18 protein-coding genes are annotated in these 20739 nt (G+C 36.6%); 1 reads left to right on the forward strand and 17 read right to left on the reverse strand.

Annotated features, from left to right (window positions below; translation table 11 throughout):
- Positions 1-3: 3 nt before the first annotated feature.
- The 3 genes from ACECE_RS0204810 to ACECE_RS0204820 form a co-directional block, all read right to left on the reverse strand.
- Positions 4-687 (reverse strand): GTP-binding protein, encoded by a 684-nt coding sequence (locus ACECE_RS0204810; RefSeq protein WP_010244817.1) that lies wholly within the window; start codon positions 685-687, stop codon positions 4-6.
- The gene (locus tag ACECE_RS0204815) at positions 684-1916 is read right to left on the reverse strand and encodes an ABC transporter substrate-binding protein (protein ID WP_010244820.1); all 1233 of its coding nucleotides are present in this window, start codon (positions 1914-1916) and stop codon (positions 684-686) included. The genes ACECE_RS0204810 and ACECE_RS0204815 overlap by 4 nt, the downstream gene beginning before the upstream one ends.
- 88 nt (positions 1917-2004) lie before the next feature.
- A complete protein-coding gene (locus tag ACECE_RS0204820) occupies positions 2005-2637 on the reverse strand; it encodes a class I SAM-dependent methyltransferase (protein ID WP_010244823.1) in 633 nt (210 codons plus the stop codon).
- 583 nt (positions 2638-3220) lie between these two features.
- Between ACECE_RS0204820 and ACECE_RS0204825 the strand changes: the two genes are divergently transcribed.
- Positions 3221-4177: a substrate-binding domain-containing protein gene (locus ACECE_RS0204825; protein WP_010244826.1), complete on the forward strand. Its 957-nt coding sequence runs from the start codon at positions 3221-3223 to the stop codon at positions 4175-4177.
- An 80-nt stretch (positions 4178-4257) separates the two neighbouring features.
- Here ACECE_RS0204825 and ACECE_RS0204830 read toward each other — a convergent pair whose 3' ends face one another.
- From ACECE_RS0204830 to ACECE_RS0204895, 14 genes are all read right to left on the reverse strand, one after another.
- Positions 4258-5592, reverse strand: a complete 1335-nt coding sequence (locus tag ACECE_RS0204830) for a radical SAM protein (protein ID WP_010244829.1) — start codon at positions 5590-5592, stop codon at positions 4258-4260.
- 556 nt (positions 5593-6148) lie between these two features.
- Positions 6149-7171, reverse strand: a complete 1023-nt coding sequence (tsaD, locus tag ACECE_RS0204835) for a tRNA (adenosine(37)-N6)-threonylcarbamoyltransferase complex transferase subunit TsaD (protein ID WP_010244832.1) — start codon at positions 7169-7171, stop codon at positions 6149-6151.
- A 66-nt stretch (positions 7172-7237) separates the two neighbouring features.
- The gene (locus ACECE_RS0204840; RefSeq protein ID WP_010244835.1) at positions 7238-8032 is read right to left on the reverse strand and encodes an undecaprenyl-diphosphate phosphatase; all 795 of its coding nucleotides are present in this window, start codon (positions 8030-8032) and stop codon (positions 7238-7240) included.
- A gap of 146 nt (positions 8033-8178) precedes the next feature.
- Entirely contained in the window at positions 8179-8970 is a 792-nt protein-coding gene (locus ACECE_RS0204845; protein WP_010244838.1) for a glycosyltransferase family 2 protein, read from the reverse strand.
- 246 nt (positions 8971-9216) lie between these two features.
- Positions 9217-10896, reverse strand: a complete 1680-nt coding sequence (lonB, locus tag ACECE_RS0204850; protein ID WP_010244841.1) for an ATP-dependent protease LonB — start codon at positions 10894-10896, stop codon at positions 9217-9219.
- A gap of 314 nt (positions 10897-11210) precedes the next feature.
- Entirely contained in the window at positions 11211-12506 is a 1296-nt protein-coding gene (gene clpX, locus ACECE_RS0204855) for an ATP-dependent Clp protease ATP-binding subunit ClpX (protein ID WP_010244844.1), read from the reverse strand.
- Between the two features lie 13 nt (positions 12507-12519).
- Entirely contained in the window at positions 12520-13104 is a 585-nt protein-coding gene (gene clpP, locus ACECE_RS0204860) for an ATP-dependent Clp endopeptidase proteolytic subunit ClpP (RefSeq protein ID WP_010244846.1), read from the reverse strand.
- 75 nt (positions 13105-13179) lie between these two features.
- Positions 13180-14466 carry a trigger factor gene (gene tig / locus ACECE_RS0204865; RefSeq protein WP_010244849.1) on the reverse strand — a complete coding sequence of 429 codons (1287 nt, stop codon included), beginning with the start codon at positions 14464-14466 and terminating at the stop codon, positions 13180-13182.
- Between the two features lie 170 nt (positions 14467-14636).
- Positions 14637-15341: a metallophosphoesterase gene (locus tag ACECE_RS0204870; protein ID WP_010244852.1), complete on the reverse strand. Its 705-nt coding sequence runs from the start codon at positions 15339-15341 to the stop codon at positions 14637-14639.
- A gap of 13 nt (positions 15342-15354) precedes the next feature.
- Positions 15355-17199 (reverse strand): excinuclease ABC subunit UvrC, encoded by a 1845-nt coding sequence (gene uvrC / locus ACECE_RS0204875; RefSeq protein ID WP_010244856.1) that lies wholly within the window; start codon positions 17197-17199, stop codon positions 15355-15357.
- A 5-nt stretch (positions 17200-17204) separates the two neighbouring features.
- Positions 17205-18926 (reverse strand): phosphoenolpyruvate--protein phosphotransferase, encoded by a 1722-nt coding sequence (gene ptsP, locus ACECE_RS0204880; protein ID WP_026073699.1) that lies wholly within the window; start codon positions 18924-18926, stop codon positions 17205-17207.
- Positions 18927-18955: 29 nt separating this feature from the next.
- On the reverse strand, positions 18956-19219 hold the full coding sequence (locus tag ACECE_RS0204885; protein ID WP_010244862.1) for an HPr family phosphocarrier protein: 264 nt from the start codon (positions 19217-19219) through the stop codon (positions 18956-18958).
- A 209-nt stretch (positions 19220-19428) separates the two neighbouring features.
- Complete coding sequence (locus ACECE_RS26625) at positions 19429-20187, reverse strand: VanW family protein (protein WP_010244865.1); 759 nt, start codon at positions 20185-20187, stop codon at positions 19429-19431.
- 29 nt (positions 20188-20216) lie between these two features.
- Complete coding sequence (locus ACECE_RS0204895) at positions 20217-20594, reverse strand: hypothetical protein (RefSeq protein ID WP_010244868.1); 378 nt, start codon at positions 20592-20594, stop codon at positions 20217-20219.
- Positions 20595-20739 lie beyond the last annotated feature (145 nt).

Here is a 20739-nt window from a genome sequence, read left to right on the forward strand (position 1 = left end):
TCCTTAAAAGTCCATCTTTTTCAAATTACCAGTCTGGTAATCTTCCCCTATTTTAGTCTCTCCAAGGCAATATGAGCACAATGCTGCCGGCATTGAAAACCTCAATCGCTTTCCTTCGAGATTTGAAATATTTGAAGCCCCTTTGAGCTTCATGCCAAGATCAAAAGCTCCCTGACCGGTTATACCGTTTACAAAAGTAATAAACGCCTTAGGATTTGCCTGTTTTACCTTAAAACAAAACACTTCTCTCTCAGCCTGAGATACAATATCCCCTTTTGTAATTACCACTATGTCTGAAAGTTTCAGCATAGGGCCAATCTTTTTCGGAGTATTCACCCCTGAAAGGCAATCAATTACACATACCGCCAATACGTCTTTAATATGTGGTGAACATCGATTGCACAAACCTGCACTTTCACTTATAAGCAAATCAATTCCCTGACTTTTACCCCATTCTACGCAATCTTCAATATTGCTTATAAAGAAATGGTCCGGGCACAAGTTCCCAGACAAACCTACTTTGACATTAACTCCAGCCTTCATGTATAATTGGTCGTCATATGTTGAAAGGCAATCAAACTTAACAATTCCTATCTTATAACTCTCATCCCTTAAGGTTTCCAAGGTTTTTAAAATTACAGATGTTTTACCGGATGATGGAGGACCTGATACTGTAACTAATCTCATATTACCATCTCCTCATTTTGGAACTTCCTTTCATAGCTCTTCTTAAAGACATTCATAACATGTTCCATACGTTCATGTAGTGAGCAAGACCTTATATAATCCCATCCCAGCCATTTAAATTTTGCACCTCTAGGAAGGTTGTTATCAACTTCTATATTTAATGCCGGAAAATAATTGTTTGCTGATTTTTGTCCGTATTCATATCCTGTAAGAAAGTCAACAAATGGTTGGTATTTTGGAAGTGCTCCATCCTTAACCAGAATATAGTATACGGCTGTCATTGCACCATCTAGAGGCCAAACAACTTGGGTTGTCTCTGTCCTTGGACAAGACTTTGCGAACATCCATGGAATTACATAAATTGCAGCACCTTCTTTACTGTTTGTACCCGCAAGCTTTGCCATCTCTGATGCATGGCAGCCCCTCTTTATATTGTTGGAAAGTTTTATAACTCCCTCATCACCAAGCTCTTTATATATATAAAGAAATATATCTTCATGGAAATCCCCATGCGATGCTCCCACTATAATATTGTTTTCGTATAAAGGATTCAGAAGATCCTTCCACTCTTTAGGTATTGGTAAGTTTCCAAGTTTTTTCGTATCTATCAGCATTACTATTGGAGCTACAGAGTATACCGTGTACCAACCTTTAGGATCAATAAATCCTGCATCCACAAACTCCTGCTGAATTTGTCTATTATCTACAGCTTTAAAGTATCCCTTTTCTACAAACTTCTCATAAAACTCTTGTCTAAAAAAGTCTCCAAACCCCACGCTTGCTATAACCCCCGGAAGTTCATCAATGTCTTCTGCTTTCCATAAGTCCTCATATGGATCTACATTTCCACATCCTGAAGGTATGTAGTATTTAAAATCCTTCTCTCCGGTATCTTCGATATAACCTTTCAATACTTTTTCAAAGGTTTCTTTGAAGGTAATCTTTAAAGGACAATATGTATACCCGACAAAGTTTAATTTCTCATGTACTTCCTCAACATATTGAAAACCCAAGTCTTTTTCTCCCACCATCTCTTCAATCTGCTTTATAAAAAGCTCAGCGTTAATTCCTTTAATTGCAAGCACAGTCTTTAACATGGAATCCTCGCCAACTTCTTCTATAAGTTCCTCCTTTTTTGTTGCATCAAATCCATTAGCATAAAAAACAGAAATTGTTTCAGGATATTTGTCCACAATATCTTTTATCTTCGTATAAATATTGATCATCATTCTTCACCTCATCCCTATTTATTAAATTTATGCTCATGTATCAAACAGGCAATTTATAAAGGTTTTGCACACCTCAGCACGCCTATTTTTAATTACTCTCTTTTTGAAAAACAACCCATATTCCTTTTTCATCATCCATTATTTCAAAACTTAAAATTCCTATTTGATTCATTATTTGTTCAAAAAGTTCTCTAGTAGTACCTCCAACGAATTTTTGCCTACTTTTAGGCCATTCACTGTCCACCTGTTTCATTTTTATATCAATCTGCTCTTTAAGCTCTTGATTTCCAAATCCACCCCCGATATATGCCATTCCACCCTTTGCAAGAACCCGGTATATTTCTTCAAAACCTTTTTTCTTATCTTCCCAAAACCATACCGAACCTCTGCTGATACACAAATCAATAACACCTTCTCTAAATGGCATATCCTGTACATCACCTAATACAGTTGAAGTCCGGCTAGCAATTCCCCAGTCATTTGCCCTTTCAACAGCTATATTCAAAGCATCCTCCTGTTTATCCAGAAGGATAACATTCATGTTGGTAATCTGTGCAAGTGAGAGCCCTAAATGCCCGCCGCCACTGCCTATATCAAGACATGTACCTGATTTAATTCCTGTTTTTTCAACAATTTGTTGGGCTATGACCGGGTATATCGGAAAAAATGTCCCATCTGCAATTTCATCAAATTCATATGCCTTACTTTTAGTAGTTTTCATTTCAATCCCTCCCTCATATCTGATTTTTTAGAAATAAAGCTCCAGGCCTTCGAGTCCCTCCTCCTTTTCCTCTTTCAATTCGTTCGAATGACACTGAATAAAAAAAGATGCGACTACAACATTTGCATAGAAATGCTATAACCCCATCTTTGAGATTTGCTTATGCATGCTGACCTAATTACAACATAGCGTATGTGGACACAGCATGACATAAATCAAACTTTTTATATTACCTAGTTATGTTTTGTTACGTTTTATTACGTTTCATTATATATTCTTCAAAACAAAAAATCAATACCAAATGATTAATTTTTTTAAATAACTTTCATTTTGTTCTTGATGTCAAATAACATTCATTACAGAATGCTTTATAAGAGCTAATTCCCCAAATCCTAATACAACCCAAATTAACTTTTTTTGCAACTCTCATTACAATAAGTTGCATTTTAAAGTATTCTTTTTATTTGCTTTTGTGCAAACATGAAGTTATAATATATACATTACAGTAACAAAACTTATTGTTACCTTTTTATATGTTACATATTGTTTTATAATATTTTGACCATGCTAAAGGAGAGTTTCCATGAGTGATAATTCAGCTTTAACCCCACAGGAAGTTGCAGATATTTTAAAAATCGCAAAAAATACTGTATATGAGCTAATTAAACGTGGAGAATTGAACTCATATAGAGTAGGAAGAAAAGTGAGAGTTGATTCTAAAGATGTTGAGGAATATAAAAATAAAACAAAAAGTTTAAAAAGCAACACTCAGCAAACCACTATTGTCAAGGATCAATGGCGGACTCCCTTTTCAAGCGAAGAACTACCCAAAAGCAGCAGTTTTGTAATATGCGGTCAGGACATCATGCTAGATATACTCTCCCGATACCTTCAAATGCACCCAAATGGTGTGCAAACCTTACGCTCCTATGTAGGAAGCTATAACGGGCTTTATAACTTATATCTTGGGAATGTGCAAATGGCAACCGCTCATTTATGGGATGGGGATACAGGGCAATACAACATTCCTTTTGTACGCAGAATGCTTCCAGGTACTTCATCAGTAATCATTCACCTTGCATGCCGCCTTCAGGGCTTTTATGTTTTGAAAGGCAACCCTAAGGGCATAACTGGTTGGGAAGATATGAAAAGAAAAGATATAACAATAATAAACCGTGAGAAGGGAAGCGGCACGAGAGTCCTTTTAGATGAACATTTAAGATTACTAGGAATATCCTCTAAAAATATTAAAGGATATGAACGCGAAAGCACTTCTCATCTTGCTATTGCCAGCACTGTTGCTCGTGGTGGTGCAGATATTGGTATTGGCAACGAAAAATCATGTATGCAAGTAAATGGAATTGAATTTATACCACTTCAGACAGAAAGGTATGAACTCGTAATTAAGAAGGAAGATATACAAAGCCCTCCATTCCAAGCGGTTCTTGAAATCCTCCGTTCTCAGGAATTCAGAATGGAACTTGAAGGAATAGGCGGGTACGACCTCTCAGAAATCGGCAAAATCATTGCCGAAACTTAGCCTGCTTTGTTGTTCCCTATTTTTTATGTACTTGGCATAACAAAAATTTTACATTATGCAGTTTTTCAAATCCCCCCATCTTAGGGAGTATCAACCGGAATACCAAGTTCTGCCTCAATTTCTCCTATGCTTCTTCCTACAAGGTCTCTTCCCCTATAGTCAAACATAATCGGAGGAAGCATTATCAAATCAGGCCTACCCTTTTCGTTTATATACTTTTCTGCACTACTTATAATATCCTCTACTGTAAGTAGACCTGCACACTTTATCGTTCCTCTAAAAAAGACATTATTTGCTTCTACAATGTCATACATAAATGTAAATCCACTTATCTCAAAAAGGCCCTTTAAAACGTTATATGCAAGCTGTGATGTTATAAAAAGCACTTTATCTGCTCCATGTCTTTGCACAACTCTGCCAATTCTATCAGCTTCGTCCGGATCTATGTCATACAACATGATAAAACCTGGAGATGAATTTTTCTCCTTTTTAATCCTCACTTTAATTCTTCTATCATCCCTGATGATATCCAGTTCAGGATCCTTTAGCCTGAAAGCTTTATTAAAAGCCTCAACTCTTGTAGCAACACGAGCATTCTCTATTCTTTCTATTATATCTCCTTCTAATATGCCAGCATCAAAAGCTGGTGAATTTTCCACAACACCTGCAATCCTAGCTTTCAGATCATAAATATAAGAAGGTTCAATAATTATTGGTATCCGGTATTTAGGCTTAAGCTTTGCAGAGTAATCAGCGACCTCATTATACAATTTGTCCAATTCAAAGTTCTTATCTGTCAGATAAGTATATCCCGGCAAAAATAGTCTTATTGACCCGGCACCATTTCTATCTAGAAAAGCAACCATTTCTTCAAGGTCTTCATAATTCATAAAATTCGGGTCAAAAACGGCACTGGCACTATAATTAATCCGCCCTTCCAGTAAAGCTAATTTTTCCTTTATATTATCCTGCTTTTTAAGACCAAGTATTGCCATTCTCTTTTTTTCCGAGATACAATTCACAGAGACATTGAGTTCTATGTTCTTGAGTTCTTGTAGCCTTTCTACCAGATTCTCGTCCAGCAATATCCCATTTGTAGTTACCTGTATAGGCGTTTTTTTATACTTTCTTCTTACCGTTTCCACAACATCTATAAAATCCTTATGAAGAAGCGGTTCACCTTCCACAATTCTGGTTGCCGATTCTCCTATAATTATTTTCCTATCCGGGGATAAGAATTCGATAATCTCTTCAAAATCAGCAAGGCTAAGCTTATCAAGTCTATAAACCTCAACTCCTTCCGGATTCTGCTTATGACTGCAAAAAACACAGGAAGTGTTGCAGGCAGAAATAACAGGAAGAATATTGGTTCTATACACAGTATTTATAATATAATCCTTTGGCGCAAGTTTCATAATTCACCTTTCTGTAATTATTTAACATCCGGTTTACAAAAAACTAACTTTTGCTTAAATTACTTTTGTGTATAATTAACTTTTTGTCATACTTGTACACATTTTAATCCACAATATCCACAACATTATCCACAGTTTCAAGCTTATGTGACATCAGGGTTTTGCGATTATTTCCACATTATTCACACTACAAGTTTCAACAACATTGGGTATAATTCGTCAAAATTTTCATAGGACTTTTGTCCTATGAAAAAATAATTTTGTAACATAAAATTACGTCAACAAAGATCTACCAGTATTTTGTAATTTCTATATTTTTGTTTTGAAATTATTGGTACCACAGGCTTTCAAGATTTTCCATTTCCATTATCTTACTATAACGCCAGTCCTACTTTTCTCAGCTCGTAGGCATTTTTCCCTACGCAAAAAGCTCATCAATCTTTGCATAATTTTCCATATTTATTGTCGTATATTTCCATTATTTTATGGGTAGATTAAAAGGTTGGGAAATAGTCACAGGCTGTGGATAATTATTAGTTATCCACAGCCTTTGTGTTTATCTTCTTTCTCCAAGTTTAAGTCCAGGTATGGCATTTAAATACAGGTCCGACACGTTACCTCTTTCGAATTCATAATATGCGGCACAAGCTATCATAGCCGCATTGTCAGTACACAATATAGGACTTGGATAGAATACCTCGAGACCGTCCTTTGCCGCCCTTTCCATAAGTTCATTTCTAAGCAGTGAATTAGCCGCCACACCGCCTGCCAAGGCAACTTTTGGGGATTTTACCTTTTTAGCTGCAGCTATAAGATTTGTAACCAATACATCCACAACTGCCGACTGGAAACTTGCACAAACATCTTCCACCTTATACTTTTCGCCTTTTTGTTCAGTACTGTTTAAATAATTCAATACCGCAGTTTTAATACCACTAAAGCTAAAATCAAAACAGCCTTTCTCAAAATGAACCCTCGGGAAATCAATTGCTTTGGGATTTCCTTCCCTGGCTGATTTATCAATCAACGGACCACCAGGGTAACCAAGGCCCACTGCTCTTGCGACCTTATCAAAAGCCTCGCCCGCAGCATCATCTCTTGTTCTCCCTAAAATCTCAAACCTGTCATAATCTCCAACATATACAATATGGCTGTGGCCTCCTGATGCAACAAGACATACAAAAGGCGGCTCCAACTCCTTATGTTGTATATAATTCGCCGCAATATGGCCTTCTATATGGTGAACTCCCACCAATGGCTTGTCCCACGCAAAAGCCATAGCCTTAGCTGCTGAAAGTCCGACAAGCAGCGCCCCGACAAGCCCCGGACCATATGTAACTCCTACAGCATCTATAGCATCCGGCGTTATCCCTGCCTCTTCAAGAGCCTGGTTAATTACAGGTACAACCAACTCTACATGCTTTCTCGATGCAATCTCCGGCACTACCCCTCCATATTTCTGATGAAGGTCTACCTGTGAGGAAATAACATTTGATAAGACTTCACGACCGTTTCTTACTACTGATGCTGAAGTCTCATCACAACTTGACTCAATTCCAAGAATAATTTTATCTATCAATTCAACACCTGCTTATCTTTTAATTTTTATTCCACCCTTGGGCTTTTATTTTTACTTTCGAGGCCCTTAGAAGAATATACGTGTGAAATATTGATCTACTATTATTAGTCCTCCAACAACAAAAACATAATATGAAAAATATTTTAAGCTTGCCTTTGTAAATATTTTAAGCATAATCTTTATTGCAAAATACCCTGATATTCCGGCTGCCAACATTCCTGCCAGTAAAGGAACTAAATCTATTCGGATTCTTCCGTACTCCACCATGTCCAGTCCTTCTAACACCACAGAGCCTAATATTGCCGGTATGGACATAAGGAAGGAAAACTTTATTGCAAACTCACGGTTTAATCCTCTGAACAGCGCACCTGCAAGAGTTAAACCAGAACGTGAAATCGCAGGCATTATTGCAATTCCCTGAGCAACTCCGATAACACACGCATCTACGTAATTCATTGTTTCAAGCTTCTTATCGTTTTTCTTTTCTTTATTCTTCTCTTCAACATACAAAAGTATAAGCCCACTGATTATGAATTCAATACCTAACGTAGCCCCTGTATCAAAAAGCAGTAGAAATAAATCTTTAAAAATTACAGCAATTATTACGGTAGGTATAGTACCCACAACAACAAGCAACGTAAGCTTGCTAAAAGGCCTTTTTACCATTTCCAAAACATCTTCCCATAAAACTGCAACTACTGCTATAAGGGTAGCCAGGTGGACAGCAACTTCAAATGTTATTGAACCTTGGCTAAGTCCAAACAAACTTTGAAACAGGCTTAAATGCCCCGAACTGCTTATTGGTAAAAACTCAGTCAATCCTTGTATTATTCCCAATATTATTGCCTGTAACAAATTCATATTATCGCTCTCCTCATATAAAATCACTATTATATTGAAAGCTATATTAATTTAAACAAATTATAGCATATCACAAATATTCTATTTCGAGAAGGTATGATAATATACTAAACATTTAAAAAATTTTATGTATCTTGTGCTTTCGTTCATACGCTATATCTTCCGAATAAATTTTGAAGTAGGATTTGAAACAATCTGCTATTGCCTTTGAATGGACTTATTTTTGTAGGTGTCTTTTCTCCTTTTGGATAAGCACGTGTTACCGGAACTTCCCTTACCTTCATACCAAGCTGACTCGCCCTTACTGACAAATACGCGAGCAATTCATAGGTCATAAACACCTCCCTGAATGGCTGTACCTGCGGATGCTCAATATATCTTCTCGAATGTGCCCGGTACGCATTGGTGGTATCAGTAAACCAATGCCTCGCAGTTAGGGAAATTATAGGAGCATGGATAAACCGTACAGCTATATATCTTGATATAGGCGTATTAATTGCCTGGCCACCTTTTATAAAACGTGAACCCTGAATAAAATCATAACCTTCGTCCAATTTCTCAATAAATTTAGATACATCCTCAATGCTATCTTTGTTGTTACCATCAATGGTTATAAAACCATCATAGCCACGCTGAAGTGCCCACCAGAAACCCATACGAAGCTGTGCACCCTGTTTCCCAATATCACGCTTTGTCAACAGTGTATTGACACCCAGGGATTTCAGCAGAGTACTTTCAGTACATCCGTCCTTAGAACCACCATCACAGATAACAATATCACAGAGCTTGTTCACACCATATTTCTGCGCTGTTTCAAGCTCTTTCTTTATACGTTCACCTTCGTTGATAATCGGTATGAGCAAACAGTATTTTGTTGATTTAGATCCAAATTCTTCGCACTCGAAGCGCGGTACCCCTTTTATGCATTCATATATCAAGCCATCACCTCATTATAGTATAGGTGTTTGCAGCAAAACGAACAATTTCCCGGATAGATCTGCTTCTTGCATATCCTCCGAAACATTGTTCGATATTTAATGCATCCTTCTGAAACGCGCTAATTATAGCATAAATCACCTATGATTACAATAGCTGTAATAGCAAGCGATGTCTCTCCGCCAGAATTTTTTATAAACATTCTTGTCTAAACTCAATAGAAAATTATATATTTATGCCAAGAGTTTTCATGCTCCGGAAGCACTTAATATATTAACAGGCTTGCCCTGTATAGATATATTTTCAGCTTCTCCCTTTTCTTTTTTGCCAAATACTATATCTGTAACTTCAAATATATCCTCAACAGGAATTACTTCGATGTCCATGGTTTCAAACATCTCCTGCCAATTATCCTTAGCTATTATAACTTTCTTAATACCTGCCTGGCACGCAGCTTCAACCTTTGCAACCACTCCACCTACGGGTTTTACTTTTCCCCTTATGGATATTTCTCCTGTCATTGCAATCTCACTGCTTATCGGGAGATTGTTAATTGCAGAGTATACAGCTGTGGCAATTGCAATTCCCGCTGAAGGCCCATCAATAGGTACTCCTCCTGGGAAATTCAAATGTATGTCATAGTCTTTGTAATCAATATCAAAAATCCTTTTCAAAACTGTTAATACGTTTTCAACAGAGCCTTTTGCAGTGCTTGTTCTCTTGAGCTTATGTCCTTTGCCATCCATCTCTTCCTCTTCAATGATTCCTGTAACTTTCAAAGTACCTTTTCCCTTAAAGACCTTAGTTGCTGCTACTTCAATATCTAAAACCATACCCGTACAGCTTCCGAATACCGCCAGGCCGTTAATACAGCCTACCTGTTCTCCTTTATCAACTTTCTTATCAATACGTGGGTTATACTTTCCAAATTCAATTACCCACTCAATATCCGTCCTCTTTATTAACCCTCTATCCTCAACGAGGGCTACACCGCCAGCAATCTGAACTATGTTTACAGCATCCCTGCCACTTTGTGCATATTTGGCTATTAACTCATCTCCGCCATCCTCTAAAATGAATCCTCCCTTTTGAGCGGCATTTTTTGCTATCTCTCTTACTTCTCCTGCCATAAGAGGTCTAAAGTATATTTCAACACATCTGGATCTTATTGCCGCAGGTATCTCATCTGCTGTTCTTGTAGTAGCGCCTACAAGTCTAAAATCGGCAGGTAAACCTTTCTGAAATATCTCATGTATATGAGAGGGGATATTCTTATCCTCCGAACTATAATAAGCACTCTCGAGAAAAACTCTTCTGTCTTCCAGCACTTTAAGGAGTTTATTCATTTGTATTGGATGAAGTTCGCCTATTTCATCCAAAAACAAAATTCCTCCATGGGCTTTCGTAGCAGCACCAGGTTTTGGCTGTGGAATACCAGCTACACCATACGCCCCAGCTCCCTGGTATATTGGGTCGTGTACCGAACCAATCAGCGGGTCAGCTATTCCTCTTTCATCAAACCGAAGTGTAGTTGCATCTACTTCTACAAATTTTGCTTCCTTTTTAAAGGGCGAACTATCGTTTTGTTTTGCCTCATCCAAAATAACTCTTGCAGCTGCAGTTTTACCCACTCCAGGAGGGCCATATATCAGTACATGTTGGGGATTAGGACCGCATAAAGCAGCACGAAGTGCTTTAAGCCCCTGTTCCTGCCCAACTATCTCCTTTAACGTTGAAGGTCTTGTCCTCTCTGATAATGGTTCCGAAAGTTTAATCTCCCGGAGTTTTCTGAGTTTATCCATCTCTTTCTTTGACTCTTTCTCAATGGCACTCTTGTTTCCCTGCTGCGATTTGAGCAGATTTAAAAAGTAAATTCCTATTATGATTGAGAAGAATAACTGTATTATAAAGAGAGTGCTTGTAAGCATTTTATATCCTCCTAAGATGAATTTATTTGCATGCATACCCAATGCCTGTTTATAATAAAGCTCAATACAATCAGGCCAAAAAAACCTTTAAATATATTATTTACCTTGTCAGCTATTTTATCCTGACATTTTCAAATGGGAAGTATTGGCTAGAAAATTTGCTACAATAAAAACTCCGGGACATCGAGTCCCTCCGTTTTTGCCTCTTTCATTTCACTCCAAGAGGCTAAATAAAAATAGAGACAGCTTGGAAAAAGCCATCTCTATTTATTCTAAGATTATTTAATTGACTATGATTACTTCTTCAGTTAAGTTCAAGAAGCAGATTCTTTCTTGACACTTGACTTCTTCTTTACAGTCTTTTTCATCGATTTCTTGTTCTCATTGATAACAATCGTCGGAGCTGTATTATTCACAACTGTATCTCTGGTAACTGTACACTTTTCAACATTACCCATAGTTGGAATATCATACATTACTTCAAGCATAATCTCCTCAATTATCGCTCTAAGTCCTCTTGCACCGGTATTTCTTTCAATTGACTTTTCAGCAATAGCTTCCAGTGCACCAGTCTCAAACTCCAACTCTACTTCATCCATCTCGAACAGCTTCTGATATTGTTTTACAAGAGCATTTTTCGGTTCAGTCAATATCTGTATCAAAGCTGCCTTATCAAGCGATTGCAATGATACCATAACCGGCAGACGTCCGACAAACTCAGGTATAAGTCCAAACTTCAGCAAATCCTGAGGATAGATATGTTTAAGTATTTCTCCCATATCTATTGTCTTCTGACTTTCTATTTTTGCTCCGAATCCCATTGACTTTTTGCCTATTCTGTTCTGAATAATCTTGTCAATTCCATCAAAAGCTCCGCCACAGATAAATAGTATATTAGTGGTATCTATCTGAATAAACTCCTGATGAGGATGTTTTCTGCCGCCTTGTGGAGGCACAGAAGCAACTGTTCCTTCAAGAATCTTTAGAAGTGCCTGTTGAACACCTTCACCACTAACGTCCCTTGTAATAGAAGGATTCTCAGATTTTCTTGCTATTTTGTCTATTTCATCAATATAGATAATACCCTTCTCAGCCTTTTCAATGTCATAATCCGCAGCCTGTATAAGCTTCAAAAGAATATTCTCAACATCTTCCCCAACATAACCTGCTTCTGTCAGTGATGTCGCATCAGCAATAGCAAAAGGCACATTGAGTATTCTTGCAAGTGTCTGAGCTAACAGAGTCTTTCCTGAACCTGTAGGACCAAGCATAATAATATTGCTTTTTTGAAGTTCTACGTCCGATCCTTTTATATCAGTATTTATCCTCTTATAGTGGTTATAAACTGCAACAGACAAAGATTTCTTGGCAGATTCCTGTCCAATTACATACTGATCCAGTATTTCCTTAATTTCAGCTGGTTTAGGTACGTCATTAAGTTCGGTATCAGCTTTTGCTTCTTCAAACTCTTCCTCAATTATCTCTGAACAGAGTTCAATACACTCATCGCATATATATACTCCAGGTCCAGCTACCAACCTTTTAACCTGTTCTTGAGTCTTACCACAGAAAGAGCACTTTAGCTGCTTCTTCTCATCATATCTGGACATCCTACCACCTCGTTTATTTTCTTCTTTCCATTACATCGTCTACTAATCCATAAGCTTTAGCTTCCTCAGCTGACATAAAAAAGTCTCTTTCAGTGTCTGCTTCGATCTTTTCCAAAGGCTGCCCTGTTTTCTCACTCAAAATCCTGTTCAGTCTGTCTCTGGTTTTGAGTATGTGCTCTGCATGTATCTTAATTTCTGTCGCCTGTCCTCTAGTTCCACCCAAAGGCTGATGTATCATTATTTCACTATTCGGTAATGCAAACCTTTTTCCTTTAGCCCCAGCATTCAGCAAGAATGCTCCCATACTTGCTGCCATACCAATGCATATTGTGGATACATCCGGCTTAACATATTGCATGGTATCATATATAGCAAACCCAGCTGATACAGATCCACCCGGACTGTTTATATAAAGCTGTATGTCCTTATCAGGATCTTCAGCTTCAAGGAACAACATCTGAGCAACTACAAGGCTTGCAGTAACATCATTAACTTCATCGCTTAAAAGTATTATCCTATCTTTCAGTAACCTGGAAAAAATATCATATGAACGTTCCCCACGGTTTGTTTGTTCAACTACTACTGGCACAAGACTCATAATAATAATGCCTCCCTCTGTTCAAACTTTATTCTTATTTATTTTTTCCCACAAATACGCTAAATTAAACCTATCTTAAACTATTTTTGCACTTTCAACCAATAGCTCTATAGTTTTCCTGATTTTTATAGTGTCATTAATATATTCTATATCATGGTCATGCAAATGTTTCTTAAATTCTTCTACATCCTGCTTATAATTTTCTGCAATCTTAGCAACCTCTTCATTAAACTCTTCTTCGGAGGCTTTAATATCTTCTGTCTTACATACAGCATCAAGAACAAGCTGAGTTTTTACTTCTGCTTGAGCTCTCTTTTCGAATTGGCTTCTGAAATCTATATATCCCATTCCCATTATATTAAGGTACTTTTCGAGATCAAGTCCTTGGTAACGGAGTCTTGAATCAAAATCCTTAACAAGGTTGTCAATATGCTTTTCAACCATAACGTCAGGTATTTCAACAGTTGCATTTTCATTTACTTTATTTATTATTCTATCTTCAGTCTCATGTTTTGCCTTATGTTCTGCATCTTCTGTAAGCTTCTTTCTAATATCCTGCTTATATTCTTCAAATGTATCAAATTCGCTTACATCCTTTGCAAATTCATCATCTAAAACAGGCAATTCTTTCATTTTTACATCATTTATAATTACTTTAAAAAGAGCCGGCTTTCCAGAAAGTTCTTTATTACCGTAATCTTCTGGGAATGTAACATTAACTTCTACGTCATCACCAGGCTTTGCATCTATAAGTTGATCTTCGAAGCCTGCAATAAAGCTTCCTGAACCGATTTCAAGACTGTAACCGCTTGCTTTGCCGCCCTCAAAAGGTTCATTGTCAATAAATCCTTCAAAATCTATATCTGCAATATCACCTTTTTGAATACCTCTGTCTTCAACTGTTATCATTCTTGCGCTTTTTTCCGCTGCCTTGTTGATTTCTTTTTCAACATCATCTTCTGTTACTAAAGCTTGTACCTTCTCAACTTCTACACCTTTATACTGTCCGAGGACAACCTCAGGTTTAACAGTAACATCCGCTACAAAAATGAGGTTCTCGCCTTTTCCGATTTGTTTGATGTCAATACTAGGCCTGTCCACAGGATGAATATCATTTTCTTCTATTGCTTTATCATAAGCTTCAGAACAAACTATATTTATAGCATCTTCATAAAGGATTTCAACTCCAAACTGTCTTTCAACTATATTCCTTGGAGCCTTTCCTTTTCTAAACCCTGGAACATTAAACTTCTTCACATTTTTGAGATATGACTTTTGTAAGCCTTCTTCAAATTTAGCAGCATCAACTTCTATTTCGAGTTGAACTATATTCTTTTCCTTTTTTTCTACCTTAACACTCATTTATAACCGTTCCTCCCATTATTTGGTTTTATATTAATAATTAATTAATTTTCTAATTTATATGTATGGCTAAGTCACAAGTAAGCCTGTCCCTTGCCAATGCACAAAAAATCAGTCATACCATTATAACATAATATATTTTGAAAAGCCAATATTAAGCTCTAATTTTTTTATGTTAAATTTAGCGGCTTAAAATTCAGGTAATCTGCAGATACCAGATTAAACTCTATACCGTTCACGTCTCCAACTACCGAGCTTTTAAAACCTGCTCCGTGCAAATGCCCATATATGCATCTTTGCACATTGTATTTCCCCATTATTTCCACAAATTTTGACGGTTCTTTTTTTGCATTAAAGGGAGGATAATGCATCGCAACGATAACACATCCATCACTTGACGTTTCTTTCACACTCTTTAAAGATAATTCAAGCCTTTGAAGTTCCCTTTCGTATATTTTCCTATCCTCTTCATCGAATTCATCGTCTCCTGGACACTTCCACCCTCTTGTGCCGCAAAAAGTAATTCCCTCGAAATCGAAGCTATTGTTATGCATAAAACTTATGGATTTAAATTCATTAGCACTTAAAAATTTATTCAGCTTGCTCAGCGTTGTCCACCAGTAGTCATGATTCCCTTTCGATATTATCTTCCTGCCGGGCAGTGAGTCTATAAACTTAAAATCCTCATACGCCTGTTCAAGGTATGTGGCCCAAGATATATCACCCGGAATAATAACATAATCTTCATCTTCTACGGTTTCCATCCAATTTTGCTTAAGCCTTTCCATATAATTGTACCATCTTTCACCAAAGATATCCATGGGCTTGTCTATGCTTAACGCCAGGTGAAGATCGGATATTGCAAATATTGACATCTAAATTCTACTCCTACTGTCTGAAATATTCAAATATTTTCTTTGCCAGCTCAAGGTTTATACCTTCCACAGCTGCCAAATCATCAACTTGTGCCTGTTTTATATTTTTTAAAGATCCAAAGTGCTTAATCAGAGCTTTCTTCTTTTTTGGTCCGATTCCTTCAATTTCATCCAACTCAGAACCCTTATACCTTTTCTGTACAAGCTTTCTGTTATACTCTATTGCAAAACGGTGGGCTTCATCTTGTATTGAAGTAATAAACCTCAGTAAAGTCAGGTCCTTTGACAAATCAAATTCTTTATCTGTTGTTACAATTCCCCTTGTTCTATGGTTTGCATCCTTTACCATACCAGCTACAGGTATACTGATGTTCATTTCCCCAAGAACACTTAGAACCGAATTTACATGCCCCAATCCACCATCTGCCAAAATCAAATCCGGAAGTCTGCTGAATTTTGCTTCCCCATCCGCGTCTTCCTTCTCTTTGCGGGCATGAGTAAACCTTCTATATATTACTTCCTGCATACTTGCATAGTCATTCTGAACATTTAATGATTTCACCTTAAATCTTCTATATTCCTTCTTTGCGGGAAATCCTCCCTCAAATACTACCATTGAAGCTACTATCTCGGTACTTCCTGTATTGGAAATATCATAAGCCTCTATTCTCTGAGGCGCACCATCTAGTTCTAGAAGCTCTTTAAGCTTTGATATTCCTTCTTTTGCAAGACTTTCCTGATTCCTTATGTTATCCTTAAACTGATTCAATGCAATTAGTGCATTCTGTGAAACCATCTCAACAAGTTTCAGTTTTTCACCCTTCCTGGGAACTTTGATATGCACTTTTGCTTCTCTTTTATTGCTAAGCCATTTTTCAATAATATCTATTTCATCTATGTCTTCCTGCAGAACTATTTCCCGTGGAATGTAAGCCGTACTGCTGTAAAACTGTTTTATAAAAGACGTCATCAGTTCACTATCGGTAACATCGCCAGCCCCTTCAAATATAAAGTGTTCTCTCCCAATCAGTTTTCCGCCTCTTATAAAAAACACCTGTACACACGAGTCTGTAGGATCTTTGGAAAACGCAACTACATCCTGGTCCTCCATAGTTGTAGATACAACCTTCTGTTTCTGTGCAATATGTCTTAAACTGTTTATTTTATCCCTGAACGCCGCCGCCTTTTCAAACTCCATGTTCTCTGATGCTTTGGCCATTTCAGTTTCCAACCTCTTAATTATCTCATCCTGCTTGCCACTTAAAAAGCTGCAGATATCATTCATCAATGCCCTATATTCCTGTTTACTTACATCCCCCTGACATGGGCCCAAGCATTGATATATATAATAGTTAAGGCACGGTCGCTGCTTTCGTGCATCTTTGGGAAATATCTTGTTGCAAGACTTTATAGGAAAGAGCTTCTTTAAAAGATCTATGGTATCCTTAACTGCAAAGCCACTTGTGTAAGGTCCAAAGTATTTTGCCCCGTCCTTCTCGACTTTTCTTGTCATCAATATCCTGGGGAATTCCTCATTCATAGTTACTTTGATGTAAGGGTAGGTTTTGTCATCCTTAAGCATTATATTAAACTTGGGTCTATATTTCTTTATCAGGTTACATTCTAAAATTAAGGCTTCAAGCTCAGTGTCGGTAACAATATACTCAAACTCCTTGATTCTTGGAACCATTGCCTGTACCTTTGGAGTCTGATTGGACAGAGACTGGAAATATTGCCTTACTCTGTTTTTTAGAACAACAGCTTTTCCTATATATATTATTTCACCATTTATGTCTTTCATAATATAAACACCCGGTTTATCGGGCAGTTTCTTAAGTTCTTCCTGCATATCAAACATATATATCACATCCTGCTGTTTATCCAATCCGACAATATTTTTTTCACTTCGTTAATGTCAACACTTTTAACTGCTATCTCCGTTATTTCTCTTGCCTCATCATAATTTACTCTTCTTATCAAATTATAAATCTCAGAAAAAGCTCCTGGAGTAATACTTAAAGCTTCAACTCCAAGCCCTAACAAAAGAACAACTGTCATAGGGTCTGATGCCATTTCCCCGCAAATAACTATAGGTTTTTTATGCTCTTTTGCTCTACCAACACAATACTTAATAATTTTTATAAACTCAGGATCAAGGTAATTTTCCTTTTCTATCATTGAACATTTCCTGTTGAGTCCACAAAACTGGTGTAGTAGGTCATTTGTCCCTATATTTATAAAATCAACTTCCTCAATAATATTATCAATTTCGTTTACTGCATGAATGGTTTCAATAAATGCTCCAATTTTTATTTTTTTAATTGCCTCATTATTCTTAATTGATGGATCAGCTTCAATCCCACTTATTATTTCCTTCACTTCCCTTATTTCCTCAGCTGAATTCACCATTGGAAAAGTAATACATACATTGCCATAAGCAGTCGCACGCATTATCGAACGTATTTGGATGGCAAACTCATTTTTATGTTCAAGAGATCTTTTAATACCCCTCGAAATATTTTCTGATGAAGTGGGATTAAAGTTAAGAGTGCCCGGAACTTTATCTTCCCCAATATCTGCAGTCCTTAAAACTACCATTCTGTTTCTCATTGTTTTGGCCATTTTTGAATAAATGGAAAACTGCTTCTTTTCATCCGGCACCTTATCATAATTAATGATTAAAGATTCAGTTCTAATAAGACCAATGCCATCAAAATTAACGCCCTTTGCAATATTAAACTCCTTCAAGCTGCTTATACTTGCATAAAGATAAATTCTATGCCCATCAGATGTAATAGTAGGTTCAAACTTCTCCGCACCTTTTACATAATCTATACCCTTTAACTTCTCATTGTAATTAAAAATCTCGGAGCTTTCAGGATTAACTATTAATATGCCCTTATTGCAGTCTAAAACTGCATGCTTGTCTCTAAATTCTGTCAGCACTTTAAAATCTGTATTGCTGAGTGTAGGTATCCCCACACTTTTAAGAATTATTGAGGCATGTGAAAAATATCCTGCTCCATCCTGAGCAACAACTCCCTTAACTTCCTTTTTGCTAAGCACACCAGCAATAATGGGGTTTAACTCTCTGACAACTACAATATGTGACGAGTCTATTTCATCAAAATTTACTTCATTGTCACTGTATATATTCTTTATCAACCTTTTTCTTACATCGTTCAAGTCAAAAATACGATGTTTTACATACTCATTGTCACTTTCTTCTATGCAGTCTATATACCTCTGAATACAAGTATAAATAGCCTTATCTGCATGAAACTTTTCCTGCCTTATTGCATTTTTTATTTCTTCAAAAAAGTAACTGTCATCCAGGATTTCCTTATAAAACTCAAAAATCCTGTTCTCTTCCTCACTAAGTATCCCTTTAAATCCGTCCTTCAAATCATGAATTTCAATAAACGTTTTACAAATAGCAACTTCAAGATCAGTAATCTGGCTTTCAACCTGTGACTCGTCAATTATTCCATGATTCACTTCATAATTTATATCTTTAATAAATATTAATTTACCAACACCTATACCACTAGATACAGGTATCCCCTCAAACACTATTCTTTCCATATTTTTATACATTGGATATATATTATCCTTTATTCCCCTACGTCAGTTATTAAATAACTTTCCAACTCTTTAATTGCCTGAGTTTCATCTTCACCCTCTGCAATTATAGTTATTTTATTACCACTCCCTACGCCTAATGAAAGAAGACCTAATAAGCTCTTTGCGTTTGCCTTGCGTTCACCTTTTTCAACCCAAATGTTGGCTTTGAAATTGGATGCCTTCTGAATAAACAGTGCAGCAGGCTTACCCTGTAATCCTGACACGTTATTAACTACTAATTCTTCCTTTGTCATGTTTTAATTTGCCTCCTAATATTAAATTCCCTAATCAGAATTATATCAAATAATGTACTGTAAGCAACTTAAATTTTATATTTTGTAAGCAATATTAGCAAGCCAAAGTTTTCAGAAAATAGTAAACCTTTCATTATCTCACAGAGCACTTAAAGGAAATTAAGCATATTGAATATGCAATTGCACTCAAATTAGTGATTAAAAATTCTCTAAGGTAATTTTGTATCTTTAATTTCATATAGCTTCACAGTCACTATGTCTCCTGCTACAGAGACCTTAATTACAATCGGATTACTGCGGTTGTTTATAAATTTTAAATCAGCACCACCATAAACTACGGTTGCATCTTTACCCTCTCCGACATATCCAACTTTATTGGAATGCGGGTGGCGTTCAGTAATGCTTAAACCTGCTTCTAGGGCTGCATTATAAAGAGTTGTTGCAATCTGACATATCCCTCCTCCAACGCCATACCCTTTTTTAGGACCATCTTTAGACTTTATAATAATAGGAGCTTTCTTATACCCCTTTTCACTTGTTCTCCTGCCTAATGTGCCATTAACCGAAAACTCCTCTTTTGGCATTACTTTTACATTATCTATATAGTTTCCAGCAATCTCAATATTACTCACCCTGGATTTTTGATCATCTAGTATTTTTGTAGAATAGCTTGCTATCTCAATAATGCTATTTCTTACAGTATCAGATGTTATATCCGGTTTTACATCTTCAACAATTGGATTTACTTCCGTTAATATTTTCTTTTCGGTAATTCCCTTTTTCTCAGTAGTCCCCGAGCTGCAGGCAGTGATAAAAGCAGTAATCATGCAAATAGCAACAGGTTTTATTATTTTAGCTTTGCAAAGCACTTCTGCCACCTCCTCTAATTCACACACATATCCCAGTTCTAGTTTTAAACCATAATCGCTTCCGTATAAAAAAGGAACTATATCTTCTAAAATATCCACATGCTCTTTAGAAGATATAGTATAGTGCCCTAATAGCCAACCATACGCTCAGCCAAAATGACGTATATAATACCAAGTACCAAATTCATAAGTCCGAGAACTACGTTGGCTATTATTAAAGTATTCCCGCTTCCTTTTATCTGTTTATTCAATAAAATACCGAAGGTTATTCCTGCTACAGCGAATAATGGAGAAATAAAAAATGTTAATGCCGCACTTATCCATCCTAGAATTACATACAATTTTGCATTTTCCCTAATTGAAATAGTTCCATTGTAGCTTTCATGTATGTCGTTTCTTGCAACTGATAGGTTTTCATCTACTTTATTCTTATCAAATGCAACGTGCGATTTGTCTTCATTTATAACATCAACTTCATTTTCTTTTCCATAAAATTCCTCGTCCATAGAATCACCTCCGTGTGATTATTATTAGTGATAAAAAGACATCTATTCAAGTATTATTTTCATAAACCTAAAAAACGATGTTAATTAACCATACGCTGTGCAAATTACATAAATCCTACAAAAAAGAAGAGCTTCCATAAAGAAA

It is taken from the genome of Acetivibrio cellulolyticus CD2, from assembly GCF_000179595.2.
Taxonomy (GTDB): Bacteria; Bacillota; Clostridia; order Acetivibrionales; family Acetivibrionaceae; genus Acetivibrio; species Acetivibrio cellulolyticus.